Genomic DNA, 26436 nt, shown 5'->3' with positions numbered 1-26436 from the left:
GCCGCAAGCGCGACGAGCGCCAAAAGAAATACGAAAATTCGCATGAGGTCAGTCTCTGAGTATTAGAACGAAGGGCCGCGCCTCGGCGTGCCAGACCCTACTTGGGTGTTTTACCCGGAATTACAACGAGATCAGCGATTAAACGCCCAGATAGAGGCCAAAGCCCCCGCGGCGGAAGCCGATGCCTCCGCCTACATGCGTTCCGCTGGAGCCGACGCCAACACCTACGCTTGCCGTTGGCTGAACCGGCTCACCATCCGCGCCACATCCGGCCAGCGCGAACCCAGCCGCCAAAATCACCGCTATGCGTAGAACTGTCATCACACCAGCGCCTTCCATCGCTCAACCTGCGCCCGTACCTGATCCGGGGCGGTGCCACCATAGGACTGACGCGAGTTTACAGAGTTTTGGACAGTAAGAACAGAATAGACGTCATCGGTGATATCCGCATGGACCGACTGCATGTTTTCCAAGGTCAGATCAGGGAGGTCACAGCCCTTGTTTTCAGCCATCGCCACCAGCGAACCCGTGACATGGTGAGCATCGCGGAACGGCAGGCCCGGAACCCGCACCAGCCAATCGGCCAGATCGGTCGCGGTCGAGAATCCCGACCCCGCAGCGGCAGCAAGGCTGTCGCGGTTGGCGGTCATATCCTTAACCATGCCTTCCATCGCGGCCAGAGCCAGTATCCAATTGTCGGCGGCGTCAAAGACCTGTTCCTTGTCTTCTTGCATGTCCTTGGAATAGGCCAGCGGCAGGCCTTTCATCACCATCATAAGCGCGGTGTTCGCGCCGTAGATGCGACCGACTTTGGCGCGGATCAGCTCCGCTGCGTCGGGGTTTTTCTTCTGCGGCATGATCGAAGACCCGGTCGAGAAGCGATCCGAGAGCGTCACAAACCGGAACTGGGCCGAGGACCAGATCACCAGCTCTTCGGCAAAGCGCGACAAGTGGACGGCGCAGATCGAGGCAGTGGACAGGAACTCCAGCGCGAAGTCGCGGTCGCTGACGGCATCCAGCGAGTTCGCGGCGGGGCGGTCAAAGCCCAGCGCCTCGGCCGTCATGTGACGGTCGATGGGGAAAGACGTCCCGGCCAGCGCGGCGGCCCCAAGGGGGGATTCGTTCATCCGGGCGCGAGCGTCGCGCACACGGCTGAGATCGCGGCCAAACATCTCGACATAGGCCATCATGTGGTGGCCCCATGTCACTGGCTGTGCGGTTTGCAGGTGGGTAAAGCCCGGCATGACCCAATCCGCCCCCGTCTCGGCCTGCGCCAAAAGCGCGCGGATGAGGGCCAGTAGGCCGGTTTCTGCCGCGTCCAACTGGTCACGTACCCAAAGTTTGAAATCGGTTGCCACCTGATCATTACGCGACCGACCCGTGTGCAGACGGCCTGCGGGTTCACCGATCACCTCTTTCAGGCGCGCTTCGACGTTCATGTGGATGTCTTCCAGCGCGGTCGAGAACTGAAATTCTCCCTTCTGGATTTCTGACAAGACTGTGAGTAGCCCTTCCCGAATGGCCTGCGCGTCACTATCACTAATAACGCCTGTCGCCGCCAGCATAGCGGCATGGGCGCGCGAGCCTGCGATGTCCTGGGCTGCCATCCGCTGATCGAACCCGATCGAGGCATTGATTGCCTCCATGATCGCGTCTGGACCGGCGGCAAAGCGGCCGCCCCACATCTGGTTCGAGGATTGATCGGTCATGTAAGAAAACCCGGAGTTGATATGCGCCTATTTCGTCTGATCCCCCTTTATATGGCCCTTGCGCTGGGTGCAAATGCCGCTTTGGCGACCGATGCCGAAACGCTCGGCCCCTTGCGTGAAGACAGCCTGAAACGGCTGATCCTGCATAAAGAACCTAAGCCGGTGACGCCGGTTGATTTCCAACTGGAAGATGACGGCGGCACCGCCTCGCTTGCGGACTTCAAGGGCAAATACGTCCTGTTGAACTTCTGGGCCACCTGGTGCGCGCCCTGCCGCAAAGAAATGCCCCAGATCGCCGAACTGCAAGACGAATTCGGCGGCGACAAGTTCGAGGTTCTGACACTGGCGACCGGGCGCAACTCACCTGCCGGGATCAAGAAGTTCTTCGAGGAAAACGGCATCGACAACCTGCCCCGCCATCAGGACCCCTCGCAAGCAGTGGCACGTGAGATGGGTGTCATCGGTCTGCCGATCACGGTCATCATCGACCCGGAGGGCAATGAAATCGCCCGCCTGATCGGCGATGCCGAATGGAACTCGGACAGCGCGAAGGCGATCATTTCGACTCTGGTCGAGGCCAACAGCTAAACTGACGCTACGCCACCTTTGACAGCCCATCCTCCGATCCGCACTCTGTGCGCGGGAGGATGGAATGCCACTGGAAATTCTGTTGGTGCTTGTGGTCGGCGGGATCGCCGGAGTCACTCTGTTGCTGCATCTGACCGGCAGATCGCAGCGGTGCGTTATTTCGCCTGAAACCGCGCGCGATCAATGGGTTCGGCATTTCCCGGAAGATACCGTCATTGACGTCACGGTTTCCCATGATCGCCACGCCGCGCTGGTGCGGACGGAAAAAGGGCCGGGTCTCCTCTGGTCCTTTGGCGCGGATACTGTGGCGCAGCATCTGCTGGACTATGACTTGCTGGATCGCACCGACGGGTTCGAGATTCTGTTCCACGATTTCGGCACACCCAAAGCCATCATCCATCTGGATGACCTCGAGCGCCCCCACTGGCGCAACCTGATGGAGCCCGCATGACCGACCAGATCACCTTTCCCGACGCCGTCCAATGGGCGATCCCTTTCTTCATCGCCGCCATTCTGGCCGAGTTCGTCTGGATCGCCGTCAAAGGTCGCGGCGGGAGGTATGAGACGCGCGATGCGGTGACCTCTCTGATCATGGGGGCGGGCAATATTGCGTCGGGGTTCCTTCTGGGGTTTATCGCCTATGGGTTCTTCATGTGGCTGTGGCGGATCACGCCGCTCGATCTGGGTACGTCGATCCCGATCATCATCCTGTGCTTTGTGCTGGATGACCTGCGGTACTACTGGGTGCATAGGTTTGGCCACCGTATCCGCTGGGTCTGGGCCAGCCATGTGAACCATCACAGCTCGCAGCACTACAACCTGACCACCGCGCTACGGCAGACATGGACCTATACGTTTACCTTCATGATGGTGGTGCGCGCGCCGCTTATCCTGCTGGGCTTTCACCCGGCGATGGTGCTGTTCGTGGGCGGCATCAACCTGATCTACCAGTTTTGGATTCACACAGAAGCCATCGGCAAAATGCCCCGTTGGTTCGAAGCGGTGATGAACACCCCCAGCCATCACCGGGCGCATCACGGCCGCAACGCGCGCTATCTGGATTGCAACTATGCTGGCGTTTTCATCATTTGGGACAAGATGTTCGGCACTTTTGTTCCCGAGCAAGATTACGACCGCGTCGACTATGGGCTGGTTCACAACATCGCCACCTTCAACCCGCTGCGTGTAGCCTTTCACGAATGGGTCGGCATCTGGCGCGATGCGACCCAACCGGGGCTGAAGCTGAAGCAACGCCTCGCCTATTGTTTTGCCCCGCCCGGCTATAGCCATGATGGAAGCCGCGACAGCTCAGCGCAGATCAAGGCAAAGCATCTGGCCCGCCACCCTGAAGATCTCGGAACGCCCGGATTCGAGCAGACTCGCGAAAACCTGCCTAATTCCGCAGCAAAACAGGCCTGATCCTGGCGTTACACCACGCCGCTTTGGTTGAAATCCGGCCCGAACGGTCCATATGGAGCGTCAGGTGTGACGTAACCAGTGACCGGAGGCCGGAATGACCCGAGTGACAACCGTATCAACCACAGTCGGACTGCTAGGTGTGCTTCTGGCCATGTTTGCCGCCATCGCAACGGCAGCATCAGCGCTTGTCCTGATCGGGTTTTCCATGATGATCCTTGGCGTAATGGGCGCGGTGTTCGGCGCCGCGGCCTCCCTCAGCCATGCGTGGCAATCTGCGCGCTAAACGTCACCTGCATTAACCGCAGATTCATCTGTTTCCTGCGACACTGCAACCGAAGAGCCATTCGGGATCAGCGCGCATGCGGGACAAGACAGGTGCAGAGTCAGGGGAAGGGCCGGACAGCCCTTTGACCTCGGCAGTTTCCGGTCGGGATCAATCCGTATTGCAGATGGCCTCGGATGCGGTTCGGCACAAACAATGCAAACTGGCCTTTCAGCCGGTGATGCAGGCACAGGCGCCTCATAACGTTGCCTTCTACGAAGGGCTGATCCGCGTTTTGGATGAAACTGGGCGGGTCATCCCTGCACGCGATTTCATGCCTCAGGTAGAAAACACGCCCATCGGGCGAGAGTTGGATTGCATCGCGCTAGAGATGGGGCTTCAAACACTGATCAGGAACCCTCAGATCCGGCTGTCGATCAACATGTCGGCGCGTTCGATCGGGTATTCGCACTGGTCCCGCATTCTGGATCGCTTTCTCAAACGGGACAGCAATCTGGGAGAACGACTGATTTTGGAGATCTCCGAGAAATCGGCGATGCAGGTGCCCGAACTGGTGATCGACCTGATGGACAGGTTGCAGGAGCGTGGTATTGCCTTTGCTCTGGACGATTTCGGCGCAAGCAATTTCAGTTTTCGGCATTTCCGCGAATTCCTGTTCGATGCCGCCAAGATCGACGGTCAATTCATTCGCGGCATCAGCAACGACCCCGACAACCAGGCCCTCGTCCGTGCATTGATCGCAGTCGCGCGAGAGTTCGAAATTTTGGTCACAGCCGAATCAGTCGAAAACCCGCAAGACGCAGCGTTTCTGAGCGCAAGCGGTGTCGATTGCATGCAGGGTTTTCTGTTTGGAGCACCGACGCTGTCGCCGCCTTGGAATGCAGAAAGAAATTCCAAAACAGGGACTTAGTTGACCCACCGCCGCGCGAATACCTGCCTGATTGCCGCCTGAGGCAAGCTGTCCGTTGCTGCAAGTGCAGCATTGCGCTATTGCAGAAGGCACTAGAGGGGGGAGAAATTGGCGCTCTGGTACGGGCAGAGGAGGCCCTCTGCGGTCCGCGTCGTCACATTTCCCGCTGGACCACGACGGTAAAGGACAAATTATATGACCAATGTAGTAATCGCATCCGCCGCACGTACAGGTGTGGGCAGCTTTGGCGGCTCGTTTGCCAATACCCCCGCACATGATCTGGGCGCTGCCGTCCTCGAAGCCGTCGTCGAACGCGCCGGCGTCGACAAAGGCGAAGTCAGCGAAACCATCATGGGTCAGGTCCTGACCGCCGCTCAGGGCCAGAACCCCGCACGTCAGGCGCATATCAACGCCGGGCTGCCGCAGGAAAGCGCGGCCTGGGGCATCAATCAGGTCTGTGGCTCGGGCCTGCGCGCTGTTGCCCTAGGTGCTCAGCACATCCAACTGGGCGATGCGGATATCGTCGCCGCTGGTGGACAAGAAAACATGACACTGTCTCCCCATGCTGCCGCCCTGCGCGCGGGTCACAAGATGGGAGACATGAAATACATCGACACCATGATCCGCGACGGTCTGTGGGATGCGTTCAACGGCTACCATATGGGTCAAACTGCCGAGAACGTTGCCGAGAAATGGCAGATCAGCCGCGACATGCAGGACGAATTCGCCGTTGCCTCTCAGAACAAAGCCGAAGCTGCGCAAAACGCAGGCAAGTTCGCAGATGAGATCGTTCCTTTCACCATCAAAACCCGCAAGGGCGACATCGTGATGGATAAGGACGAATACATCCGTCACGGCGCAACAATGGAAGCAATGTCCAAACTGCGCCCGGCCTTCACCAAAGACGGCTCGGTCACCGCGGCAAACGCCTCGGGCCTGAACGACGGTGCAGCGGCGACCCTGCTGATGTCGGCTGAGAACGCCGAAAAGCGCGGGATTGAGCCACTGGCCCGTATCGCGTCTTACGCGACCGCCGGTCTCGACCCTTCAATCATGGGCGTTGGCCCGATCTACGCCTCGCGCAAGGCGCTGGAAAAAGCAGGTTGGTCGGTTGATGATCTGGATCTGGTCGAAGCCAACGAAGCCTTCGCCGCGCAAGCCTGCGCCGTGAACAAAGACATGGGCTGGGACCCGTCGATCGTGAACGTGAACGGTGGCGCGATTGCCATTGGCCACCCGATCGGAGCATCCGGTTGCCGTGTTCTGAACACGCTGCTTTTCGAAATGAAGCGCCGTGATGCCAAGAAGGGTCTGGCCACCCTCTGCATTGGTGGCGGCATGGGTGTCGCCCTCTGCGTGGAGCGCGACTAAGTGCGTTGACATCTAAATAGAAAAGGGCGTCCATTGGACGCCCTTTTTTGTTACAATCAAGCTTTACACAACCGCTGCGACAATATCGCCAGACAGAAAGACAAGATCGAACACGAAACGATATTGCGCAACATTCTCTCTCAGAGTAACAGAATTACCAAGACGACCAAAATTGGAGGAGTCATCCATGGCACGTACAGCACTCGTAACCGGCGGTTCTCGCGGCATCGGCGCAGCAATTTCCAAGGCGCTCAAGGCCGAAGGATACAATGTTGCCGCCACCTATGCGGGGAATGACGAAGCCGCAGCAAAATTCACCGAGGAAACCGGCATCGCCACTTACAAGTGGAACGTGGCCGATTATGACGAATCCAAAGCGGGCATCGAAAAGGTCGAGGCCGAGGTCGGTCCCATCGACATCGTCGTCGCTAATGCGGGCATCACGCGCGACGCACCTTTCCACAAGATGACGCCTGAACAGTGGCATCAGGTCATCGACACCAACCTGACCGGCGTGTTCAACACCGTACACCCCGTCTGGCCCGGTATGCGCGAGCGCAAATTTGGCCGCGTCATCGTCATCAGCTCGATCAACGGTCAAAAAGGCCAGTTCGCTCAGGTGAACTATGCCGCGACCAAAGCCGGCGATCTGGGTATCGTGAAGTCGCTGGCACAGGAAGGCGCGCGTGCGGGCATCACTGCCAACGCGATCTGCCCTGGCTACATCGCCACCGAAATGGTTATGGCCGTGCCTGAGAAGGTCCGCGAGTCGATCATCGGCCAGATTCCGGCCGGTCGCTTGGGTGAGCCTGAGGAGATCGCGCGCTGCGTCGCCTTCCTGGCATCGGACGATTCGCAGTTCATCAATGGGTCCACCATCTCGGCCAACGGTGCTCAGTTCTTCGTCTGATTTCAGAGCACTGAACGAAAACGGGCCGGTCCTTTTGGACCGGCCCTTCTTTATCCCGTAAGTCCGCGCGCGCTGCGGTCAGCGGGAACCAAACACCCATCCCAGAACTTTGTGAACAAGCCTGCTGCGCTCTTCATGGGCACGACGAATTGCAATCTGGACAGACGGGTTTGTTGACATCTCGATCATGGCAGATCCCCTTTGCTAAAGCTGAACTTGACTTGCCCTAAACATGACCCTTGATTGAAAAAGGCACAAACGAGAGTTTTCAAGCATTCAGATAAGTATTACTTAAGTGATATGAGTGATCGCCTCCCCCCTCTCACCGCTTTGCGTGCCTTTGACGCTGCCGCGCGACACATGTCTTTCGCCAAGGCCGCAGACGAGTTGAACGTCACGCCAGCGGCGTTGTCCTTCCAGATCAAATCGCTTGAGGATCATTTGGGCCACCCCTTGTTTCGCCGCCTGAACCGCGCGGTCGAGCTGACCGAGGCGGGCAAAGCCCTCGCCCCCGGGGCCGCCGAGGGGTTTGCGTCACTCAAGGCTGCTTGGGCCGCTACGCGAAGGCTTCAGGACAACACCACCCTCACCGTGACGGCCGGACCTGCGCTGACGGCCAAATGGCTGGCCCCGCGCCTTTACGATTTTGCCCGCGCCCATCCCGAAATCGACCTGAGATTTTCGGCCACCCTGCGCAATATGGACCTTGAGAGGGACGACGTGGATGTCGCGATCCGGTTTGGCTATGGCGGGGATGATGGCCTCTATTGCCTGCCGGTTCGCAAAGAGTGGCTAACCCCTGTCATGACACCCGAACTGGCCGCTGAGTTCACGACTCCCGAAAGCCTGCGCAACGCGCCTCTGATACATGACGATTCGATTGCGTTTTTGAAACCTCCGGCGGATTGGCCGACGTGGTTCCGCGCTGTTGGCGTCGAGTTCACGCCGACCCACGGGGCGCATTTTTCCAACGCAGACCACGCGATTGACGCGGCTGTCGCCGGAGTGGGCGTGGCCTTGGGGCGACGGGCGATGATCATCAAGGACATGATGGAAGGGCGGCTTGTCGCGCCGTTTAAAACCGCGATCGAGACCAAAGGCCGCTTTCGATTTCTCTGCCTGCCCGGCGCGGAGAACCGGCCTCAGGTCGCAGCATTTCGCGATTGGTTTGTTGCGGAGATTGAAAAAACCGCTCATATCTCGGATGAATTCACCATCGTTCCCGTAGAAGACGTCTCATCCACATGACCAGACAACGCGCCACCGCCATCGGCTTCATTGCGGTTTTGCTTTGGGCGCTGCTGGCCCTGTTCACAGTCGGGTCAGCCCCAACACCGCCGCTGCTGCTGAATGCAATCTGCTTCAGTATCGGCGGTACTTTGGGGCTTGTCTGGACGTGGCGATCGGGTGGATTGTCCCAGCTGCGCCGCATCAGCTGGAAAGTCTACGCCTTTGGAACGGTGGGCCTGTTCGGCTACCACGCGCTATACTTCTCGGCCCTTCGGATGGCCCCAGCGGCCGAGGCAGGGCTGATCGCCTATCTCTGGCCGCTGCTTATCGTTCTGTTCTCTGGCCTGTTACCCGGAGAAAACCTGCGCGCAGGCCACCTGATCGGGGCGTGCTTGGGCTTTGCCGGGGCCGCGCTGATCATCACCGGAGGCGGCAGCGCCGGGTTTCAAGCCGACCACCTACCGGGATACGCGCTGGCGTTCCTGTGTGCCCTGACATGGTCAGGCTACTCCGTGTTGTCGCGGAGACTGGGTGAAACGCCCACAAGCTCGGTCGCTGTGTTCTGCGTGTTCACGGCGATCGCCTCATGGGGCCTGCATTTCGCGCTTGAGGCACCTGTCTGGCCGGACACCACGCTCAGTTGGTTATCGACACTGGCCCTTGGTCTGGGGCCGGTCGGTCTGGCGTTCTATGTCTGGGATATCGGGGTCAAGCAGGGCGACATTCAGATGCTGGGCACCAGCTCTTACGCGGCGCCTTTACTGTCTACCGTGGTTTTGGTTTTTGCCGGGATCGCCATGCCGACATGGACACTGGCGATCGCGGCGGTCTTGATCACCGGCGGGGCCGTGGTTGCGGCGCGCGCCAGTCTTAAAGGTTAGGTCGATAAGCGCTCGATCTCTTCCTTCAGCCTTAGCTTCTGTTTCTTTAGCTGGGCGATATGAAGATCATCAATGCCTGGCGCGCGTTGAGCTTGTTCCACTTCGAGACCGAGAGATTCGTGCTTCTTCTTCAGTTCTGTCAGATGTGCGCTCACGCTCATGGCGATCCTCCTTGTTTACGTGTCTAGATGTCACGTAAGAAGTTGAGCATATCGTTTCCACCCTGTCACGCCGCAGACGCGAAGAAAAAGTGATAAATCCGACAAATTCGGCTGGTCATTGCCGATTGACGTGAAACGGCCCCAACGCAGCGCCTTGCCGCAGCACATCCGAGAGTTCTGGAGTATAGCTGTCACCGTCGCGCTCATGCCGTTGACCTGCATGCAGGATGATAGGCGCATGCAGCCGGAACGCCGCCCGCCCGCCTTTGCGGGCCCGTAGAATCACAAGCTCAGCCTCGCGCCCCATGCGGGCCGCAAGCGGCAGCACTTCGACCGAGCCCAGACGTCCCCGACAGGCCAAAAGCATATCTTGCAGGCGATCCGCCTTTTGGATCATGTGCAGATAGCCGCGCGGGGCCAGTCGCTTGGCCGCCACTTCAATCCAATCGGCAAGAGGCGTCTCCTCCCTCAAAGCCACACTGCGCCCTCGGTCCATGGCTGCGCTGTGGGCCCCGGCGCGATAGTAGGGCGGGTTGGCGATCACATGGTCGAATTGACGCTGCTTCAGATCGGAGGGCAGCTCGGTCAGATCAGCCGAGACGACCTCCAACACCTTATTGTTATCGGCGGCATTGCGGCGGGCCAGATCCGCATAGGCCATTTGCAGTTCCACGCCGCACAGGTCCAAACCCGGGACCCGTGTCGCAAGACACAAGATTGCAGCGCCGGCCCCGCAGCCAAGCTCCAGCACCGACTGACCAGAGGTTGCGGGCACGCTGGCCGCCAGCAAAACAGGGTCAACCCCTGCGCGATAGCCCGACACGGGTTGCCACAGGCGCAACCGCCCGCCGAGGAAATCGTTCCGGCTTAGCTCATCCTCCTTGAACCCGGTCATCGCCCCAGCGGGATCTCGTTGTCGCGCATCACACGCTCTGCTCGGGTCAGGTCGTCAGCCCGAACCATCAGACGGCGTGGGAAAATTCCGATGCCGCCTTCGAGGATGCTCATATTTACGTCCATCTGAAAGCAGTCTATATCCTCGCCCTCAAGAAGAGCGGATGCAAAGGCCAGGATTGTCGGATCGGTGCTGCGCAATAGTTCTTTCATGGGGATGGATGTAAGGGCAAGGCAAGGCGAAAGTCGAGCCTTGTATCAGGAGTGTGATGGGCATCAGCACAATCTCGAAGCCGCACGAACGGCTGGCCGAAATGTTGACCGGCGAAATGGAGGCGGTGAATACGCTGATCCGGACCCGGATGGCGTCCGAACACGCGCCCCGTATCCCCGAGGTGACCGCGCATCTGGTCGAAGCGGGCGGCAAGCGCCTGCGCCCGATGCTGACATTGGCGGCGGCCCGGCTGTTTGGCTATTCGGGCGAGCATCACGTGCGTCTGGCCGCGACGGTCGAGTTCATTCACACCGCGACCCTGTTGCATGACGATGTGGTCGACGAAAGTGCTCAGCGGCGCGGGCGGCCTACGGCGAACCTGTTGTGGGACAACAAATCCAGCGTGTTGGTGGGCGACTATCTGTTTTCCCGCAGCTTCCAGTTGATGGTTGAAACCGGATCGCTACGCGTTTTGGATATCCTAGCCAATGCCTCGGCCACGATTGCCGAAGGTGAGGTGCTGCAGATGACCGCGGCCACCGATCTCAACACGGATGAGAGCATCTATCTGCAGGTCGTACGCGGCAAGACCGCAGCCCTGTTTTCCGCAGCGACCGAGGTTGGCGGCGTGATTGCGGAAGCCTCAGACGCGCAGGTCAAAGCGCTGTTCGACTATGGCGATGCCTTGGGCATTGCCTTCCAAATCGCTGACGATCTGTTGGATTATCAGGGGGACAGCAAGGCAACCGGCAAGAATGTGGGCGACGATTTCCGCGAGCGTAAACTGACCCTGCCGGTGATCAAAGCCGTTGCGCAGGCCACCACCGATGAGCGTATCTTTTGGGAGCGCACGATCGAGAAAGGCCGCCAGCAGGACGGCGATCTAGAACATGCGCTTGGGCTTATGAGCAAATACCAGACGCTCGAGGCGACCCGTCAGGATGCGCTGGGTTGGGCGAAGAAGGCCAAAGCCTCGCTTGAGGTTCTGCCTGATCACGAAATCCGCACTCTGCTGCGCGATCTGGCCGACTACGTGGTCTCGCGCCTTAACTGAGCATCGTTGCGCGGCACCACCAATCGGGCTGGGCCGCGCCGATCTCATAAGCTGCGAAATGCGCGGCCTTCATTGAAGGGTAGAGCGCAAAACAGGTAGAGCCTGACCCCGACATTCGCGCCAGCAACACATCCCTTGTGTCCGCCAACTCCTCCAACACACGCCCGATTTGCGGGGCCTGGCTTGTGGCGGGCTGTTCAAGGTCGTTTCTCTGGTTCGAGAGCCACGCGGCGCAGTCTTCCACGCCCGCGAATGAGGGGATTTGATCTTGCAATCCCGGATTGTCCCGCGACGCCAATGCGCCGAAGACCGATCCGGTCGGAACCTCAACCCCAGGATTGACCAGCAGGGTAGGCAATGAGGGCAAAGCGATCCGGTCCACCTGTTCACCAATCCCACGCATCCGCGCAGCCTCGGCCACCATGCAGACCGGTACATCGGCCCCTAACGCGGTCGGAAGATGCGGCGGGATATCAAACCCTTGCGCCGCCGCGTGGCGCAGAACGGCCGCCGCGTCCGAGGACCCTCCGCCGATGCCTCCACCATGAGGCAGCACCTTGTTCAACGTGATTTGGCCTGTCCACCCAGTGCCCTCGGCCGCTTTCCAGACCAGATTTCGGCTGTCCGTCGGAACCCCGTCGGCATGCTCTCCGCTCAAGGAAATCGAAAAGCCTACGCCCGGCTCAAACGCCAGCTGATCGCCAATGTCGGCAAAAGCCACCAGCGAATCCAACAGATGATAGCCATCTGCGCGCTGGCCGGTGACATGCAGGGTTAGATTGACCTTGGCGGGCGCAAAGGCGCTAGTTGCCATTGGCAACCTTCAACGGATCCGCGCCCTCTTCGGACAGAACCGTATCCAGACCGACCTCAAGCTTGCGTCGGATGCGTTCGGGATCAGCCTCACCATCGGTGTCTTCGGGATCAACGAAGGACAGGGCCCGTTTCCACTGGAACTCAGCCTCGCGGGCGCGTCCGACGGCCCAGTAGACATCGCCCAAATGGTCGTTGACCACCGGATCCACCGGCATCAGCTCAACCGCGCGCTCCATATGCTCGACCGCTTCGTCATAGCGACCAAGGCGGAACAGGACCCAGCCCAAGCTGTCGACGATATAGCCACTGTCGGGGCGAGCCGCGACAGCGCGCTCAATCATGTCCAGCGCCTCATCGAGTTTTTCGCGCCGTTCGACCAGCGAGTAGCCCAGATAGTTCAGAACCTGCGGCTGATCCGGGTTTAGCTCGAGCGCGCGTCGGAAATCGGCCTCAGCCTGATCCCATTGCTTGAGGCGCTCATGAGAAATCCCGCGCGCGTAGTGCAGGAACCAATTTGCCGCCGAGACACCCTCGGCCAGATCAATCGCCGTGTTGTAGGAGTCAACGGCGGCGGCGTAGTTTTCCTCACGGCGCTGCAGATCGGCCAAAGCGACATGGACACTCGGAAGATCAGGCTTTTCCGCAGCCAGCGATTGCAGAACCTCAACCGCCGCATCGGTTTTGCCGGATTGCCCCAAAACATCGGCCCTACCCAGTTCAGCCACGTGGTGATCGGTGCTGTCCTTAGGAACTGCGCGATACGCCTCAACCGCCAGATCAAGCTGGTTGAGTTCCGACAGAAGCTCGGCGCTCATCAAAAGGGCGTCGACGTGATCGGGCCGCAGGAAGCTAGCCGTGCGGGCATAAAGCAGAACGTAGTCCGGAGCGGCCTCCTCATTCAACGCAGCACCGACCGAAAAGAAGATCTCGGCCATGCCGTCTTGCGCCGTTCTGACATGGGTGAAGGGCAGTGTTTCGCCATCTGACAATCGGCTTGTATAATCTGCGATCGACGGGTCGCTTCCGGCCTGAAACACATCGGCCAGGAAGGTCAAAGCGTCCTCATTCCGGTCAAGCTGCGACAGAACCTCGGTCCGGGCCAGCGCGGCGCGGCGTGTGAACCGGGCCACGACCCCGTCATCGGCCGCGAAAATCGCCTCAGCCCCTTCGAAATCACCGATCGACGCCAAAGCCATCGCTTTGTGATAGAGGGCAAACTCGCGCAACCCTTCCTGGGTTGTAACCGAGTCGAACTGCTCCATCGCCTTGGTCATCTCACCCTGACCAAGATAGGCCCAGGCAATCATCAACCCATCGACCAATGGACCCACGCCCTGCGTTTCAGGATCACGTGACAGCAGGGTCTCCCAATCGCCCTCCGCGATCAGGTTTGCGGCGATGGCAATCCGGGCTGCTTGGCTCGGCAGGCCATTCTCTTCAATGGTCTGGGCGATGGGCAGTGCGCGCTCAACTTCGCCCAGCGCCAGCCGCGCGACGACGACGCTTTCCAACAGCAATGCGTTCTGCGGATCAGACCGCAACGCCTGCGCATAATACCTTTCGGCGGCGGCATAGTCGTTTTCGTAGATTGCCTGACGTCCGGCCAAATAGGCCCCGGACCCGGTATCCGAAAATGCCGGGATTGCGACCGAGGATGAAAGCAGCGCGGCCAGTGCCACGCGACGAACCAGGGAAACCACCAAAATCCTGCCTTGCTATCGTTGACTGCACGTTAAGCTAGGGCCTCGGCCCGCAAGAGGCAATGGCTCAAGGTTCACGACGCCGCCATTGCACCGGTTTTCGCCTAAGAACTGGCCGCCCTGTTGCACGGATCAAGCAGGAGCGTCGTCCAACACTCAATGGCATCTCATCGATAGGGCTTTTGGTTGGCTCACTCTAGCCGCGAACTGGGGTACCCTGAGCGTATCAAAAGGCGCTTGTTTGGCTTGGGTGATTTCAACTCATTCAGAGTGAAATATTTTTGCGATTGCGCAAAAGGCCGAGTGACGGAATGGTGCTTCCAAACACTGTTGGCAAACCAGACACGGTATAAACATACGATGAAGTCACATGCGAAAGTAGTTGTGGTCGGGGGCGGCTGCGTTGGGGCCTCGATCCTGTATGGTCTGACCGAACATGGCTGCACGGATGCGGTGATGTTGGAGCGGACGACGCTGACGTCAGGGTCCACGTGGCATGCGGCCGGTTTGCTTGTGACTTTTGTGCGGTCGCGAAACGTGTCGAAAATGACCATGGAAACCATCCGCATCTATACCGAGGTTGAGGAAAAGATGGGCGCCTCGGTGGGCCTTCGCAAAGTGGGCCAGCTGCGCGTTGCCAATACCGAAAAGCGCTGGGATGAGTTCCAGTCCTATATCTCGATCGCCGAAGCCGCCGGGGTGCCCTGCAAGCTGCTGACACCGGAAGAGATTGCCGAGGTTCACCCTCTGCTGAACCAAAGCCCGGATATTCGTGGCGGCATCCTGCATACCGAAGACGGCTATGTGAACCCCGCCGACATCACCATGGCGCTGGCCAAGCTGGCGCGCGATGCCGGGGCCACGGTCTATCAGAACACCGAAGCCACCGCTTACGAAAAGCTGGAAAACGGCCACTGGAAGGTAACCACCAACCAGGGTGAGATCACCTGCGAGCATCTGATCTTTGCCACCGGCAACTACGCCCGTGAAAACGCGCGCCGTGTGGGTCTGGACCTGCCCTGCATTCCCATCGTTCACCAATATTGGACGACCGAGACCGTGCCCTTGCTGAAAGAACGCAAGGCACAGGGTCTGCCGGAATTCCCGATCCTGCGGGACGAGGATTATGGCGCCTATCTGCGCGAAGACGTGGGCGGCATCCAGTTTGGCCCCTATGAATTCACCAAGGACCTCAAGCTGTTCGCCGAAGATCGCGTGCCACCGAATTTCGGCGCCGACCTTCTGCCCGAAGATTTCGATGCCGTGGAAACCCAGTGGGAACGCGCCATCGAACGGGTTCCGACGCTGGGCGAGGTTGGCATCAAGGCCAACACCCGCGGCCCGTTTCAGATGACCCCGGACGAGCTGCCTCTGGCTGGCCCCGCGCCGGGGCACGAGAACCTGTGGCTGGCCGAAGGGATGCCCGGCGGCATCCTGTGGGGCGGCACGGTCGGGAACCGTCTGGCCAAGTGGATCGTGGATGGCGATCCGGGCATGGACATGTCGGAACTCGACCCGCGCCGGTTCTCGGACTATGCCTCGAAACGGTGGACCATGGACAAGGTCCGCGAGACATGGGGAACCCATATGGATGCCCATGTCCCCGGTGAGGATTTTCCCGAGGCCCGCCCGATGAAAACCGCGGGCTCCTACGATCTGTTGACCGCGCAGGGTGCCGTCTGGACCAGCTTCAACGGCTATGAATTCCCGCGCTGGTTCGCCAAATCACCCGAGGAGGCGATCCCCGAACACTCCTTCCGCCGCACCAATCATATGGAGCTGGTTCAGGAAGAAGTGCGCCGCACGCGGGAAGAGGCAGGCTTCATCGAGATGTCTCCGATGACCAAATTCACCGTGCGCGGGCCGGGCGCGGCCAAATGGCTTGACGGCCTGATGGCGAACAAACTGCCCAAGGTGGGGCGCATGACCCTGTCGCTGATGCTGAACGACAAGGGCGGGATGGATGCGGAATACACCATCGTGCGCTACGCCGAACATGACTTCTACCTGATCTCGACCCCGAATTGGCAGGCCTATAACTGGGACCAGATGCAGCGTCTGCTGCCCAAAGACAGCTCGGTCGTGATGGAGGATATCTCGGAACAGCTGGGCGTGATCGCTCTGGCCGGTCCGAAATCGCGCGAGATCCTGTCGAAATTGACGGACAATGATCTTTCGAACGAGGCCTTCCCGTGGCTTTCGGCGCAAATGGGTGAAGTCGGCTATGCCAAGGGCGTTCACCTGCTGCGCGTCTCCTACACCGGTGAGCTGGGATGGGAGCTGCACCATCCGGCGGGCTACAACCGTCATCTCGTGAATCTGTTGCTGAAGGCGGGCGTGAAACCGTTCGGTCTTGAGGCGCTGGAGTCCATGCGGCTCGAGAAATCCTACCGTGCCATCAACCGTGAGATCTGTAAGGACCTGACTCCGTATGAGGCCGATCTGGGCCGGTTCGTTGCCATGACCGAGAAGATCGGCGGGCAAGTGGTCGAGCGGGACTTCATCGGCAAACCCGCTCTGCTGAAACAGCGGGACGCGGGGGGATACAACACTCTGGTCACGTTGAAACTGCCCTATTGCGATACCTCGGTGATGTTTGACGAGGGTGTCTATTCCGACGGCAAACTGATCGGGCGTGTCACCTCGGGCGGGTTCTCATATTATTGCAACCATGACATCGCAATGGCGCTGGTGCCGCAGAACATGACGGCGCCGGGCACCAGAATGCAGGTGTTGGTCCATAACGAGATGCGCGAGGCCGAGGTCATCGACACCTGCGCCGTGGACCCCACCAGCGCCCGCGCACGCGCCTGACAAGAACAACAAGGGGGCTTGCGGTCCCTTTCACGAACACAAGGACAGGATTTGCCAATGACCGATATCTCGACGAAAACGCTCTCACTCCAAGAGGTTAGGGAATTGGCGAAATCCGTCCTTGTGGCTGCGGGCATGGACGAGACGGGCAGCGATATGATCGCTGAGATCGTCGTGAAATCCGAACGTGACGGCCCGCGCAGCCACGGTTTGCGCATGCTGCCGGTCTACGCGCAGAGCTTTACCTCGGGCTATGCCAACCCCGCTGCGCACCCCAAATTCGAGCGTATCGCACCGGGCGTTCTGCGCGGCGATGCGGACAACGGGTACTACCAGATCGCCGCAGCCGCAGCTCGGGACGAGCTGATTGCGATGGCGCGCGAAAACGGGATCGCCGCCTTCACCTGCGCCAACAGTCACCACCTAGGCGCGTTGCGCTTTGACACTGAACCTCTGGCCGAGGCGGGGTTGGTGGCTTTGGCCGTCGTGAACTCACTGTCGATGGTGGTGCCGCAGGGCGGTGTGCGCCCGGTCTTTGGCACCAACCCGATGTCTTTTGCCTGCCCGCGTGACGGTATGGAACCGATCGTCTGGGATCAGGCGTCCTCGACAGTGGCCTTGATGGATATCCGCATGGCCGCCGCCGAAGGGCATGACCTGCCGCGCCCTGCAGGTCTGGCCCCGGACGGCCAGCCCAGCACTGATCCCAACGCGATTCTGGAAACCCGCAGCCTGTTGCCGTTCGGCGAACACAAAGGGGCCGCGATTGCCTTCCTGATCGAGGTCATGGGCGCGGCGCTGGCCGGAGGGACCCTCTCGGTCGACAATGCCGAGCGCGAGGCGCATGGCGCGTTGAACGTCAAGGGCGGCGCGACCCTGATCGCGATTGATCCGACACGGTTCGGAAATGCCGCCTTCAACGATTATGTCACGCGCATCTGTGCCGTGATCGAAGGCAACGGAACCGCGCGCGTACCCGGTGACGGGCGGCTGAAAAACCGCGCCGCGTCTCAGGCCGAGGGTGTCAGGGTCAGCACCGAATTGCTGTCGCAGTTGCAAGACTTGCGGTAAGCTCTCGAACCGTTGGCGCGGGGGTCAGGGCAGGCTCAGCTTGGCCATCCGCCCGCCATCGACCGTATAGACCTGCCCGGTGATAAAGCCACTTTCTTCGGCGGCCAGAAACGCCGCCAATGCAGCCACTTCTTCGGGCCTGCCGGTGCGCGCGACCGGGTGGATCTGGCCGATATCCCGGCGAAACGCATCCGGGTCGGGCGTCGACTCGATAAAGTCGAGGTTCAACTCGGTGTCGATCCAGCCCGGAGCGATCGCGTTACAGCGAATACCCTCGGCTCCGTGATCCACCGCCACGGCGCGGGTCAGCCCGTGCAACCCGGCCTTGGACGCGCAATAGGCTGCGTGGCCTGGATTGCTGCCCAGTCCCTCGATCGAGCCGGTATTGACGATGCTGCCCTTTGTCTTGCGCAGATGGGGCAAAGCGGCCTGGATCATCAGAAATGGCGCGGTCAGGTTGACGGTCAGGTTTTTCTGCCAGTCATCCAACGTCATCTCTTCGACGCGGGCCTCCTGCATCATCCCGGCGTTGTTGACCAGAACGTCCAGCTGCCCGGCGCGGGCAATGACCTCGACCACCACCTGTGCAGGCACAGCTGGATCGGTGAAATCGGCTGTGATCCCTTCGAGCCGGTCATCTCCACCACGCTGAGCGGTGAAGACGCGCGCGCCCTCCTCCGTCAGCCGTGCCGCGATTGCCTGTCCGATCCCAGAGCGACCGCCGGTAACCAGCGCGACCTTGCCCTCAAACCGCCTCATGCGACCGGCTTCCCGCCATTGACCTCAACCAGCGTGCCGCACATATAACGCGCCGCATCCGAGGCGAGGAACAGGACTACATCAGCAATATCCTCAGGCTCGGCGATCCGGCCCAGAGGCACTGTCTTACCCAGTTCAGTCACGGCCTCGTCTGGATCAAACCCGCGCTTGGCAAAGCCCGAGCGCAGCATCGGCGTGTTGACCTCATTCGGGCAAACGGCGTTGATGCGGATGCCCTGATGCGCGTGATCCATCCCCATACATTCGGTCAGCGAGGCAATCGCCGCCTTGGTCATGCAATATAGCGCATGGTTCGGCCCCGGTGCCTTGCCGCCCCAGCAGGAAGCGGTGTTGACGATGGCTCCACCGCCCGCCTCGGCCATCAGCGGAATGGCAGCGCGGCATATCCGGAAAGGTGCCTCAACATTCACACCCAAGGACAGGCTCCAGTCGGCGTCCGAGGTCTCGGTGACCGGGCCGCGGGTGATGACGCCGGCATTGTTGATCACGATATCGAGGCCATCCAAAGCCTGTTGCGCGTTGGCAGCCAGTTGGTCGCAATAGGCCGGGTCCAGAAGATCGCCGGGCAGATGCGCCTCGGCTTCGATCCCATCGGTCGCGCGATCCGCAACCGCAACCCGAGCGCCCTGCGCGCGCAGCTGTTTGACGATGGCCTGCCCGATCCCTCCGGCCGCGCCGGTGACGAGGGCATTTTTGTCCTGAAACATGTCTTAGTCTTCCCAGATTGCAACGGCCTGCCCCAGCAGGTCTCGGTTCATTGTCACGCCGAGGCCCGGCGCATCGGGCGGCAGAACACCACCGTTTTCGATTGGGGCGTCGAACGCCCCGGTCTGGATCGTCACCATGTCGCGCGGGTCCAGAACACAGCGCAGCAGCCGTTCGGGCACGGTCGCACCCATATGGAAGATCGACGCGGCAGACAGGGTCGATCCCACCGTGTCCTGCACACTGATCGTCAGCCCTGCGGCGCGACAGATGTCGCGGTGACGGCGGGCATGGGTCAGCCCCCCGGCTTTCGAGATTTTCAGCCCGATGCCATCGGCCACGTCCAGCGCCACCAGCTTGGCGATGTCGCCATCTTCTTGCGCCAACTCGTCCAGAATGATCGGCACGTCACAGCGCTGGCGCAGGGAAAGCGTCTCGCGCCATGTGGCACAGGGGGCCTCCAGCACGAAATCCAGCCCGTTCGGCAGGGCGCGGAGCATCCGCAGCGCGGTTTCCGGGATCAGGCCGCCATTGGCATCAACGATGAAATATTCGCCCGGTTGCCGATCCGCCAATGAGGCTGCGATGCGTTCGACGTCCAGCGCCGGGCCGCCTTCGGAATCCATCGCACCGACCTTGACCGAATGGCCCATATAGCCCATCGCGCGGTGTTCCGCGACGCGGGCGCGCATATCCTCGGGCGTGCCCGCGTAGATCGAACTGATCGCGGGCAGGCGATTGCCCGTCGCACCGCCCAGCAGTTTATAGACGGGCAGGCCAACCGATTTGCCGAACAGGTCCCAACAGGCCAGATCAAGGGCTGATTTCGCGTGGTTGTGGCCCAAGAGAGCCTCATCCATCGAGTCATTGATCCGGTCCACATCGCGGGGGTCACGTCCGATTAGATAAGGCGCGATTTCCTCGACCCCTGCCCGCGCTCCACGCGCATGGGCAGCGATGTAGTTCGGGCCGAAGGGCGTGGATTCGCCCCATCCCTCGGTCCCGTCATCGGCGGTGATACAGACGATGACACTGTCAAACCCGGTGTAGATACGCCCACCCGACAGCTCATAAGAGCCGCCTGCATAGGGCAGATGCAGTTCAAAAAGCTCAATATTGCGGATTTTCATGAGGTTACCTGCGGCGGGATCAGCACCAGCTGTCCGGTATGTGTTTTGGTCAGAAACTCTTCCTGCGCTGTCGCAATCTCGCTGAGCGGGTAAGTCTTGGCGACAACGGGGCGGATTTCTCCGGCCTCGATGTATTTCACGAGGTTTTCGAACACGATGTCTTCCTGAAAGGTGCAGCCAAACAAGGTGAGGTCTTTGAGGTAGAGCGTCCGCACGTCTATTTCACAGATAGGTCCGGCAATGGCCCCGGCGGTCGCATACCGCCCGCCCCGGCGCAGCACGTCCAACAGGCTGGGCCATTGCGGACCGGCCACCAGATCGACCACCACGTCGATCGAGCCTTCACCCAGTTCAGCCACCAGATCGGCGTTGCGGTCCAGCACGCGGTCTGCACCCAAAGCTAGAACGGCCTCGGCCTTCGTGGGCGAGCACAGAGCGATCACATACGCGCCGCGCCGTTTCGCCAGTTGCACCGCAGCCGAACCAACACCGCCCGAGGCGCCGGCAACCAGAACAGTGTCGGCTCCAACGCTGGCGCGGTGCAGCATGCCCTCAGCCGTGGAATAGGCGCAGGGGATGGCGGCCAGTTCCACATCCTCCCAGTCGCAATTCACGGCATGGGTTTCCTGCGAAGGTGCGACGCAGAACTGGGCAAACCCCCCATCACATTCGCTGCCGATGGTCCAGCATTCATAGGGGCGGTAGTCGACATAAGTCCGCAGCATGTTGCGCACGATCACACGCTCGCCAATGCGCGCCGGGTCGACCCCATCGCCTACGGCAGCAACATGGCCACAGACATCCGCGCCCTGAATGCGCGGGAAGGTCAAGGGCGTGCCCGACCAACTGGCGTCGTCATCGTCCACGGTCTCAAAACCCGAGGCACCGCCGGTATTGGTGTCCTCGGTGACAGCCTTAGAGTACCAGCCGATCCGCGTGTTGATGTCGGTGTTGTTCACACCCGCGGCAGCGACCCGGATCAGCACCTCTCCGCGCCCCGGCGTCGGGACCGGCACGTCCGAGCGGTAGTCCAGCATCTCAATACCGCCATGGCCGGTCAGTTGGACCGCATGCATGGTCTCGGGGATCATTGTGTTCTCCTTAATATGAGGCGACAGGCGCGCCGAACAGCGTTTCGTCGGGGGTGACGCCCAGACCCAGCCCGGTCGGGCGTTGGATGTGACCGCCTTGGATAGTGATGCCGTTTTCGGGATCGTAGTTGCCTTCGATATAGGGGGCGGCGAGCCATGCGCCCTCCATCAGCGTCGGACGCACGGTGGATGCAATCTGCGTGCAGGCGGCGGCGATGATGTCCCCGCCCCAGCTATCATCGCAGGTATGCGGTAGATTGCGCGCTTCGCAGATGTCGCGGAAGGTGCGCATGTTCTGCAGGCCGCCGATGCGGGTGACTTTCATGCCAAACCCGTCCACCAGCCCGGTCCCGGCAGCCGAGATCACGGTGTTCAGGTCGACGCTGTTTTCATCCATGTAGATGCCATGGGTCACCTGAGGGCGGATCTTTTCCAAGTCCTGATAGGTGTTGCAGGGCTGTTCCATGATGAAGGGCACATGCGGGCATTCGCGGCTGACGCGCAGCGCATCGCGCGTGGTCCACCCGCGATTGCCATCGACCGCAAGGCGCATGCCTGTTCCGCCGACAACCTCCCAGACTTTGCGGATGGTTTCGATATCAATCTCGACCGGACGGCCACCCACTTTGATTTGCAGGCGAGGATAGCCCTCGGTCAGCTTCTCTTTGGCAAGGCGCGCGATATCGTCCGGCGCGCCCACACCCGTCGCGTAGTAAGAGGGCACGCGATCGGTCTGCGCGCCGCCCAGCAGGTCGGCGACATTGACGCCCAGTTTCTTGCCAATCAGGTCATGGGCCGCGATGTCGATGGCCGCCTTGGCATAGTTGTGCCCATTGAGCAGCCCGTTCATCCGGTGGTGCAGGGCCACAGGCCACAGATCCGCGCCGATCAGGCCCTCGGCCATTGCCTTCAACGCAGCCCGCGCGCCCTCTGCATGCGCTTCAGCATAGGTTGGGCCGACCGGGCAGGTCTCTCCCCAGCCGGTCGTGCCATCCTCGGCCACCAGCTTGACCAGCGTGGTGTCAAGCGTCCAGACCTCGACGTTTGCCATGGTGTAAGGGCCGTTTTTGACCGGCAGATCATGGGCGTAGATGTGGATTTCCTTGATCTTCATATCCGTCTCTTCTGTCGTTTGCCGGATGCCCGGCCTAGTGAATATCGGCAGCTGCCAGCAACGCGCGGGCACAGCGCATCGTGGCCGAGGTTGCGGCCTCGGCCCCCATCAAACGCGCGCTCTCAGTCAGGCCTTCGTGCAGGATGAACAGAACCTCGGCCAAAGCCTCGACATCGCAATCAGGGGCCACGTGGATCAGCCGGGCGCGGAACATGTCGCGGACATGCTGTTTATGCGTCGTGACAGCGTCGCGGATCGCATCACTTTCGGGATAGGCCGCCAGTGCATTGCGGAACAGGCATCCGGTGTTTGAAACCTCGCGCAGCCAGTCCGCCAGGCGGGTCAGAACATGCAACACATGATCCGCGCCCCGGAGTTGATCCGTGCCAATCCAATCGGAATAGGCGGCATCGCGATGATCCAACGCGCCTATAACCATCGCTTCGCGGCTGGGAAAATACTTGTAAAGCGTGCGAAGGGAAACATTCGCGCCCTCACGCAAGGCTTCAACGCCTTGGGTGGCAAATCCCATCTCTGAAAACTGCCGATCAAGGTTTTCCGCGATTTTCTGCTGTGTCTCAGTCATGTCACGGTGGTAGAGCGATCACTCTACCCGCACATCACCGTTTGCGACACAGGCTTTCTTGCCAACGACAAAAAGTGCCACCGGCGAGACCGGTGGCATGAAAAAGGGGCGGGATGGCGGCAGGGTCGCGCCGCCAGTGCCAGGCTTTCAGTTACATGTTGGGATAGTTCGGGCCGTCGCCACCCTGCGGCGTGGTCCAGGTGATGTTCTGGCTCGGGTCTTTGATATCGCAGGTCTTGCAATGGACGCAGTTCTGGAAGTTGATCACGAACCGCGGGCCGTCGTCATCCTCGACCATCTCATAGACGCCAGCCGGGCAATAGCGCTGCGCGGGTTCGGCGAATTTGGGCAGGTTGACGGCAACCGGGATCGATGGGTCGCCCAGCTTCAGGTGGCAGGGCTGGCTTTCCTCGTGGTTGGTCATCGCGAAGGACACGTTGGTCAGACGGTCAAAGGACAGCGTGCCATCGGGCTTGGGATAGTCGATCGGCTTGTGCTTGCTGGCCTCTTCGGTCGCCTCGGCGTCGTTCTTACCGTGACCCATCGTGCCGAACAGCGAAAAGCCCAGCGTGTTGGTCCACATGTCCAGACCACCCAGCGCCAACGAGGGCATGAGGCCCCATTTCGACCACATCGGCTTGACGTTACGCACTTTCTTGAGGTCCTGACCAATGGCCCCTTCGCGAACATCGGTTTCATAGGCCGTCAGCTCATCACCGGACCGGTCGGCTTTGATGGCGTCAAAGGCGGCCTCGGCAGCGGCTTTACCTGACAGCATCGCGTTGTGGTTGCCCTTGATGCGCGGCACGTTGACCATACCGGCCGAGCAGCCCAGCAGCGCCACGCCCGGAGCGACCAGCTTCGGCATAGACTGATAGCCACCCTCGGTGATCGCGCGGGCGCCGTAAGCAACGCGCTTGCCGCCTTTCAGCAGGTCGGCCACCATCGGGTGGTGCTTGAAGCGCTGGAATTCCATGTAGGGATACAGGTGCGGGTTCTTGTAGTTCAGGTGAACCACGAAGCCGACATAGACCTGGTTGTTTTCCAGGTGATAGATGAAGGAACCGCCACCCGCGTTGCTGCCGAGAGGCCAGCCCATGGTGTGCGTGACGCTGCCTTCCTTGTGCTTGGCCGGGTCGATCTCCCAAATCTCTTTCATGCCGACGCCGTATTTCTGCGGCTCTTTGCCGGCAGACAGGTCGTATTTGGCGATGACTTCTTTGGACAAGGAGCCGCGCACACCTTCGGACAGGAAGACATACTTGCCGTGCAGCTCCATGCCCGGTTCGGTGCCGGGACCGTAAGAGCCGTCTGCCTCGAGACCGAAGACACCGGCGACCACGCCTTTGACTTCGCCATTTTCGCCGTAGACCAGCTCGGAACAGGCCATGCCGGGGAAGATTTCCACGCCCAGCTCCTCGGCTTGCTCGGCCATCCAGCGGCAGACATTACCCATCGACACGATGTAGTTGCCGTGGTTGTTCATCAGCGGCGGCATCGGAGCATTGGGGATGCGCAGCTTTCCGGCCTCACCCAGCATGTAGAAGTTATCTTCGTTCACCGGCGTATTCAGAGGCGCGCCTTTTTCTTTCCAATCCGGGATCAGAGCGTCCAACCCGCAGGGATCCAGCACCGCGCCCGACAGGATATGCGCACCCACTTCCGAGCCCTTTTCCAGAACCACGACATTCAGGTCTGCATCCAGCTGTTTCAGACGGATGGCCGCCGACAGGCCCGCGGGGCCTGCGCCCACGATCACCACATCGTATTCCATCGCTTCGCGTTCAATCTCGGCCATCGCGGGCTCCTTAGCTAACTTTCCGAATTGGCGCTTTTCTCATGCGGTCGGCGCAATTTTGTTTCTCGGCTGATTACATGGTGAGAAAGACTCAGGTCAATCGAAACACGGCGTAACAATGCCGCTATTCGACACTTCACGTGTTTGGCGAGTCGCCCATAAGGTATCTGGGACCGCTACCATGTGATTTGGCACGGTCATCGGGGTTGTAAAGGGCGCATTTCGGCAGGCTGAGGCACCCGCAGCCGATGCAGCCGTCCAGATTGTCGCGCAATCGCGTCAGGGTATTGATTCGCTGATCCAGATGGGCGCGCAGCGTGACACTGATGTCTTTCCAGTCCTGCGGCGTAGGGGTTCGGTTACCGGGCAGGCCCGATAGCACCTCACGGATCTCGGGCAGGGTCAGGCCGAATTGCTGGGCGATCATCACAAAGCTCAATCGCCTGATATCGGCCCGCTGATACCGCCGCTGCCCGCCTGCATTGCGCCAGGGCGAGATCAACCCTTGCGCCTCATAGTACCGGATCGCCGACACCGCCAACCCGGTACGCCGTGCCAAAGCGCCAATTGCCAGACCTTCGGAAACTGCCATTTCACCCTCGCAAGAAATACCTTGACCTAAAGTTAGGTTTAGAAATTACGCTGAGTCGTGACAAGCCTGAAAAAGGAAAGGACCTGCCATGATGGCCACGCTTGAACACACCAACTTCACCGTCAACGATCCCAAAGCCTCGGCCGCGTGGATGCACAAAGTGTTTGGATGGGATATCCGCTGGGAAGGAGCCGCGATGGCGGGCGGCTATACGGTGCATGTCGGCACCAAACACACCTATCTTGCCCTCTACCGCCCCGAACACCCCGAGCCATCAAACGAAAGCAGCTATGACGTGGTCGGCGGCCTGAACCACGTGGGCGTTCTGGTCGAGGATATCGACGCGACCGAGGCCAAGGTGCGCGCGGCAGGTTTTACACCGCATAACCACGCCGATTATGAGCCGGGCAAGCGGTTCTATTTCGACGATGACAACGGGATCGAGTTCGAGGTGGTGCAATATGATTGAGATGTTGTGGCTCTGCACCCCGTCACAGCGGTGGCGCAGGAACAAGCCCCCGGACCACCGCCACAGGCGCGAACCGCCTCAGCGGAACGGCGTTAAGTCGCAAATCGACGTGTGACGCCCTCTTGGCCTCTTGCATTTCACGCTCC

At 60.4% G+C, this 26436-nt stretch carries 28 protein-coding genes; 13 read left to right on the top strand and 15 right to left on the bottom strand.

Annotation, left to right across the window (positions count from 1 at the left end; genetic code table 11):
• Positions 1 to 138 precede the first annotated feature (138 nt).
• Complete coding sequence (locus ACR0JF_RS11580) at positions 139 to 321, bottom strand: argininosuccinate lyase (protein WP_170379008.1); 183 nt, start codon at positions 319 to 321, stop codon at positions 139 to 141.
• A complete protein-coding gene (argH, locus tag ACR0JF_RS11575; protein WP_170661204.1) occupies positions 321 to 1709 on the bottom strand; it encodes an argininosuccinate lyase in 1389 nt (462 codons plus the stop codon). The genes ACR0JF_RS11580 and argH overlap by 1 nt, the downstream gene beginning before the upstream one ends.
• Before the next feature lie 21 nt (positions 1710 to 1730).
• Between argH and ACR0JF_RS11570 the strand changes: the two genes are divergently transcribed.
• The 9 genes from ACR0JF_RS11570 to yddG all read left to right on the top strand — a co-directional run bounded on the left by ACR0JF_RS11570 (position 1731) and on the right by yddG (position 9301).
• Positions 1731 to 2297, top strand: coding sequence for a TlpA disulfide reductase family protein (locus tag ACR0JF_RS11570; RefSeq protein ID WP_170661205.1), 567 nt, complete (start codon positions 1731 to 1733; stop codon positions 2295 to 2297).
• A 64-nt stretch (positions 2298 to 2361) separates the two neighbouring features.
• The gene (locus ACR0JF_RS11565; protein WP_170661206.1) at positions 2362 to 2748 is read left to right on the top strand and encodes a hypothetical protein; all 387 of its coding nucleotides are present in this window, start codon (positions 2362 to 2364) and stop codon (positions 2746 to 2748) included.
• Entirely contained in the window at positions 2745 to 3716 is a 972-nt protein-coding gene (locus tag ACR0JF_RS11560) for a sterol desaturase family protein (protein ID WP_170661207.1), read from the top strand. The genes ACR0JF_RS11565 and ACR0JF_RS11560 overlap by 4 nt, the downstream gene beginning before the upstream one ends.
• A gap of 94 nt (positions 3717 to 3810) precedes the next feature.
• Positions 3811 to 3999, top strand: coding sequence for a hypothetical protein (locus tag ACR0JF_RS11555; RefSeq protein WP_170639893.1), 189 nt, complete (start codon positions 3811 to 3813; stop codon positions 3997 to 3999).
• Between the two features lie 76 nt (positions 4000 to 4075).
• On the top strand, positions 4076 to 4909 hold the full coding sequence (locus tag ACR0JF_RS11550) for an EAL domain-containing protein (protein ID WP_170661208.1): 834 nt from the start codon (positions 4076 to 4078) through the stop codon (positions 4907 to 4909).
• Positions 4910 to 5104: 195 nt separating this feature from the next.
• Positions 5105 to 6280: an acetyl-CoA C-acetyltransferase gene (locus ACR0JF_RS11545; protein ID WP_170661209.1), complete on the top strand. Its 1176-nt coding sequence runs from the start codon at positions 5105 to 5107 to the stop codon at positions 6278 to 6280.
• 187 nt (positions 6281 to 6467) lie between these two features.
• Positions 6468 to 7190, top strand: coding sequence for an acetoacetyl-CoA reductase (phbB, locus tag ACR0JF_RS11540; RefSeq protein ID WP_170379024.1), 723 nt, complete (start codon positions 6468 to 6470; stop codon positions 7188 to 7190).
• Positions 7191 to 7490: 300 nt separating this feature from the next.
• On the top strand, positions 7491 to 8438 hold the full coding sequence (locus ACR0JF_RS11535; RefSeq protein WP_170462641.1) for a transcriptional regulator GcvA: 948 nt from the start codon (positions 7491 to 7493) through the stop codon (positions 8436 to 8438).
• Complete coding sequence (yddG, locus tag ACR0JF_RS11530) at positions 8435 to 9301, top strand: aromatic amino acid exporter YddG (RefSeq protein WP_170661210.1); 867 nt, start codon at positions 8435 to 8437, stop codon at positions 9299 to 9301. Before ACR0JF_RS11535 ends, yddG begins: the two co-directional genes overlap by 4 nt.
• Here the strand turns inward: yddG and ACR0JF_RS11525 are convergent.
• From ACR0JF_RS11525 to ACR0JF_RS11515, 3 genes are all read right to left on the bottom strand, one after another.
• Complete coding sequence (locus ACR0JF_RS11525) at positions 9298 to 9462, bottom strand: YdcH family protein (RefSeq protein ID WP_170379030.1); 165 nt, start codon at positions 9460 to 9462, stop codon at positions 9298 to 9300. The genes yddG and ACR0JF_RS11525 overlap by 4 nt on opposite strands.
• Positions 9463 to 9577: 115 nt before the next feature.
• The gene (locus ACR0JF_RS11520; RefSeq protein ID WP_170661211.1) at positions 9578 to 10357 is read right to left on the bottom strand and encodes a methyltransferase; all 780 of its coding nucleotides are present in this window, start codon (positions 10355 to 10357) and stop codon (positions 9578 to 9580) included.
• A complete protein-coding gene (locus ACR0JF_RS11515) occupies positions 10354 to 10569 on the bottom strand; it encodes a putative signal transducing protein (protein ID WP_037316655.1) in 216 nt (71 codons plus the stop codon). The genes ACR0JF_RS11520 and ACR0JF_RS11515 overlap by 4 nt, the downstream gene beginning before the upstream one ends.
• Positions 10570 to 10625: 56 nt before the next feature.
• Here ACR0JF_RS11515 and ACR0JF_RS11510 point away from each other — a divergent pair, with 56 nt between their 5' ends.
• Positions 10626 to 11624: a polyprenyl synthetase family protein gene (locus ACR0JF_RS11510; protein ID WP_170661212.1), complete on the top strand. Its 999-nt coding sequence runs from the start codon at positions 10626 to 10628 to the stop codon at positions 11622 to 11624.
• Here ACR0JF_RS11510 and ACR0JF_RS11505 read toward each other — a convergent pair.
• Together ACR0JF_RS11505 and ACR0JF_RS11500 are read right to left on the bottom strand one after the other, a co-directional pair.
• Complete coding sequence (locus ACR0JF_RS11505; RefSeq protein ID WP_170661213.1) at positions 11617 to 12438, bottom strand: 4-(cytidine 5'-diphospho)-2-C-methyl-D-erythritol kinase; 822 nt, start codon at positions 12436 to 12438, stop codon at positions 11617 to 11619. The genes ACR0JF_RS11510 and ACR0JF_RS11505 overlap by 8 nt on opposite strands.
• Complete coding sequence (locus ACR0JF_RS11500) at positions 12428 to 14143, bottom strand: tetratricopeptide repeat protein (protein WP_480669317.1); 1716 nt, start codon at positions 14141 to 14143, stop codon at positions 12428 to 12430. Before ACR0JF_RS11500 ends, ACR0JF_RS11505 begins: the two co-directional genes overlap by 11 nt.
• Positions 14144 to 14500: 357 nt before the next feature.
• Here ACR0JF_RS11500 and ACR0JF_RS11495 point away from each other — a divergent pair, with 357 nt between their 5' ends.
• Entirely contained in the window at positions 14501 to 16954 is a 2454-nt protein-coding gene (locus tag ACR0JF_RS11495; RefSeq protein WP_170661215.1) for a GcvT family protein, read from the top strand.
• A gap of 57 nt (positions 16955 to 17011) precedes the next feature.
• Entirely contained in the window at positions 17012 to 18025 is a 1014-nt protein-coding gene (locus ACR0JF_RS11490) for an Ldh family oxidoreductase (RefSeq protein ID WP_170661216.1), read from the top strand.
• A 24-nt stretch (positions 18026 to 18049) separates the two neighbouring features.
• On the opposite strand, the gene ACR0JF_RS11485 is transcribed toward ACR0JF_RS11490, so the two are convergent.
• The 8 genes from ACR0JF_RS11485 to soxR all read right to left on the bottom strand — a co-directional run bounded on the left by ACR0JF_RS11485 (position 18050) and on the right by soxR (position 25821).
• A complete protein-coding gene (locus ACR0JF_RS11485; protein WP_170661217.1) occupies positions 18050 to 18784 on the bottom strand; it encodes an SDR family oxidoreductase in 735 nt (244 codons plus the stop codon).
• Positions 18781 to 19512 (bottom strand): SDR family oxidoreductase, encoded by a 732-nt coding sequence (locus ACR0JF_RS11480; protein WP_170661218.1) that lies wholly within the window; start codon positions 19510 to 19512, stop codon positions 18781 to 18783. The genes ACR0JF_RS11485 and ACR0JF_RS11480 overlap by 4 nt, the downstream gene beginning before the upstream one ends.
• A 3-nt stretch (positions 19513 to 19515) precedes the next feature.
• Positions 19516 to 20640 carry a mandelate racemase/muconate lactonizing enzyme family protein gene (locus ACR0JF_RS11475; RefSeq protein WP_170661219.1) on the bottom strand — a complete coding sequence of 375 codons (1125 nt, stop codon included), beginning with the start codon at positions 20638 to 20640 and terminating at the stop codon, positions 19516 to 19518.
• Complete coding sequence (locus ACR0JF_RS11470) at positions 20637 to 21731, bottom strand: alcohol dehydrogenase family protein (protein WP_170661220.1); 1095 nt, start codon at positions 21729 to 21731, stop codon at positions 20637 to 20639. Before ACR0JF_RS11470 ends, ACR0JF_RS11475 begins: the two co-directional genes overlap by 4 nt.
• A gap of 10 nt (positions 21732 to 21741) precedes the next feature.
• Positions 21742 to 22845 (bottom strand): mandelate racemase/muconate lactonizing enzyme family protein, encoded by a 1104-nt coding sequence (locus ACR0JF_RS11465; protein WP_170661221.1) that lies wholly within the window; start codon positions 22843 to 22845, stop codon positions 21742 to 21744.
• Positions 22846 to 22879: 34 nt separating this feature from the next.
• The gene (locus tag ACR0JF_RS11460; protein WP_170661222.1) at positions 22880 to 23431 is read right to left on the bottom strand and encodes a TetR/AcrR family transcriptional regulator; all 552 of its coding nucleotides are present in this window, start codon (positions 23429 to 23431) and stop codon (positions 22880 to 22882) included.
• Positions 23432 to 23582: 151 nt separating this feature from the next.
• Positions 23583 to 25229 (bottom strand): electron transfer flavoprotein-ubiquinone oxidoreductase, encoded by a 1647-nt coding sequence (locus tag ACR0JF_RS11455; RefSeq protein ID WP_170661223.1) that lies wholly within the window; start codon positions 25227 to 25229, stop codon positions 23583 to 23585.
• A 136-nt stretch (positions 25230 to 25365) separates the two neighbouring features.
• Positions 25366 to 25821, bottom strand: coding sequence for a redox-sensitive transcriptional activator SoxR (gene soxR / locus ACR0JF_RS11450; protein ID WP_170469091.1), 456 nt, complete (start codon positions 25819 to 25821; stop codon positions 25366 to 25368).
• Between the two features lie 88 nt (positions 25822 to 25909).
• On the opposite strand from soxR, the gene ACR0JF_RS11445 reads away from it, so the two are divergent.
• Positions 25910 to 26290 (top strand): VOC family protein, encoded by a 381-nt coding sequence (locus ACR0JF_RS11445; protein WP_170480896.1) that lies wholly within the window; start codon positions 25910 to 25912, stop codon positions 26288 to 26290.
• The last annotated feature ends 146 nt before the right edge of the window (positions 26291 to 26436 follow it).

This window comes from Ruegeria sp. BG11 (assembly GCF_056538565.1).
This window is presented reverse-complemented; position numbering and strand designations above follow the sequence as displayed.

Coding starts and splice junctions, on each gene's coding strand:
- ACR0JF_RS11510 (WP_170661212.1), top strand. CDS start 10,626: ATGGGCATCAGCACAATCTCGAAGCCGCACGAACGGCTGGCCGAAATG.
- ACR0JF_RS11470 (WP_170661220.1), bottom strand. CDS start 21,731: ATGATCCCCGAGACCATGCATGCGGTCCAACTGACCGGCCATGGCGGT.
- ACR0JF_RS11460 (WP_170661222.1), bottom strand. CDS start 23,431: ATGACTGAGACACAGCAGAAAATCGCGGAAAACCTTGATCGGCAGTTT.
- ACR0JF_RS11455 (WP_170661223.1), bottom strand. CDS start 25,229: ATGGCCGAGATTGAACGCGAAGCGATGGAATACGATGTGGTGATCGTG.
- ACR0JF_RS11525 (WP_170379030.1), bottom strand. CDS start 9,462: ATGAGCGTGAGCGCACATCTGACAGAACTGAAGAAGAAGCACGAATCT.
- ACR0JF_RS11570 (WP_170661205.1), top strand. CDS start 1,731: ATGCGCCTATTTCGTCTGATCCCCCTTTATATGGCCCTTGCGCTGGGT.
- ACR0JF_RS11445 (WP_170480896.1), top strand. CDS start 25,910: ATGATGGCCACGCTTGAACACACCAACTTCACCGTCAACGATCCCAAA.
- argH (WP_170661204.1), bottom strand. CDS start 1,709: ATGACCGATCAATCCTCGAACCAGATGTGGGGCGGCCGCTTTGCCGCC.
- ACR0JF_RS11565 (WP_170661206.1), top strand. CDS start 2,362: ATGCCACTGGAAATTCTGTTGGTGCTTGTGGTCGGCGGGATCGCCGGA.
- phbB (WP_170379024.1), top strand. CDS start 6,468: ATGGCACGTACAGCACTCGTAACCGGCGGTTCTCGCGGCATCGGCGCA.
- ACR0JF_RS11545 (WP_170661209.1), top strand. CDS start 5,105: ATGACCAATGTAGTAATCGCATCCGCCGCACGTACAGGTGTGGGCAGC.
- soxR (WP_170469091.1), bottom strand. CDS start 25,821: ATGGCAGTTTCCGAAGGTCTGGCAATTGGCGCTTTGGCACGGCGTACC.
- ACR0JF_RS11555 (WP_170639893.1), top strand. CDS start 3,811: ATGACCCGAGTGACAACCGTATCAACCACAGTCGGACTGCTAGGTGTG.
- ACR0JF_RS11560 (WP_170661207.1), top strand. CDS start 2,745: ATGACCGACCAGATCACCTTTCCCGACGCCGTCCAATGGGCGATCCCT.
- ACR0JF_RS11490 (WP_170661216.1), top strand. CDS start 17,012: ATGACCGATATCTCGACGAAAACGCTCTCACTCCAAGAGGTTAGGGAA.
- ACR0JF_RS11520 (WP_170661211.1), bottom strand. CDS start 10,357: ATGACCGGGTTCAAGGAGGATGAGCTAAGCCGGAACGATTTCCTCGGC.
- ACR0JF_RS11535 (WP_170462641.1), top strand. CDS start 7,491: ATGAGTGATCGCCTCCCCCCTCTCACCGCTTTGCGTGCCTTTGACGCT.
- ACR0JF_RS11465 (WP_170661221.1), bottom strand. CDS start 22,845: ATGAAGATCAAGGAAATCCACATCTACGCCCATGATCTGCCGGTCAAA.
- ACR0JF_RS11485 (WP_170661217.1), bottom strand. CDS start 18,784: ATGAGGCGGTTTGAGGGCAAGGTCGCGCTGGTTACCGGCGGTCGCTCT.
- ACR0JF_RS11480 (WP_170661218.1), bottom strand. CDS start 19,512: ATGTTTCAGGACAAAAATGCCCTCGTCACCGGCGCGGCCGGAGGGATC.
- yddG (WP_170661210.1), top strand. CDS start 8,435: ATGACCAGACAACGCGCCACCGCCATCGGCTTCATTGCGGTTTTGCTT.
- ACR0JF_RS11580 (WP_170379008.1), bottom strand. CDS start 321: ATGACAGTTCTACGCATAGCGGTGATTTTGGCGGCTGGGTTCGCGCTG.
- ACR0JF_RS11495 (WP_170661215.1), top strand. CDS start 14,501: ATGAAGTCACATGCGAAAGTAGTTGTGGTCGGGGGCGGCTGCGTTGGG.
- ACR0JF_RS11515 (WP_037316655.1), bottom strand. CDS start 10,569: ATGAAAGAACTATTGCGCAGCACCGATCCGACAATCCTGGCCTTTGCA.
- ACR0JF_RS11475 (WP_170661219.1), bottom strand. CDS start 20,640: ATGAAAATCCGCAATATTGAGCTTTTTGAACTGCATCTGCCCTATGCA.
- ACR0JF_RS11505 (WP_170661213.1), bottom strand. CDS start 12,438: ATGGCAACTAGCGCCTTTGCGCCCGCCAAGGTCAATCTAACCCTGCAT.
- ACR0JF_RS11550 (WP_170661208.1), top strand. CDS start 4,076: ATGCGGGACAAGACAGGTGCAGAGTCAGGGGAAGGGCCGGACAGCCCT.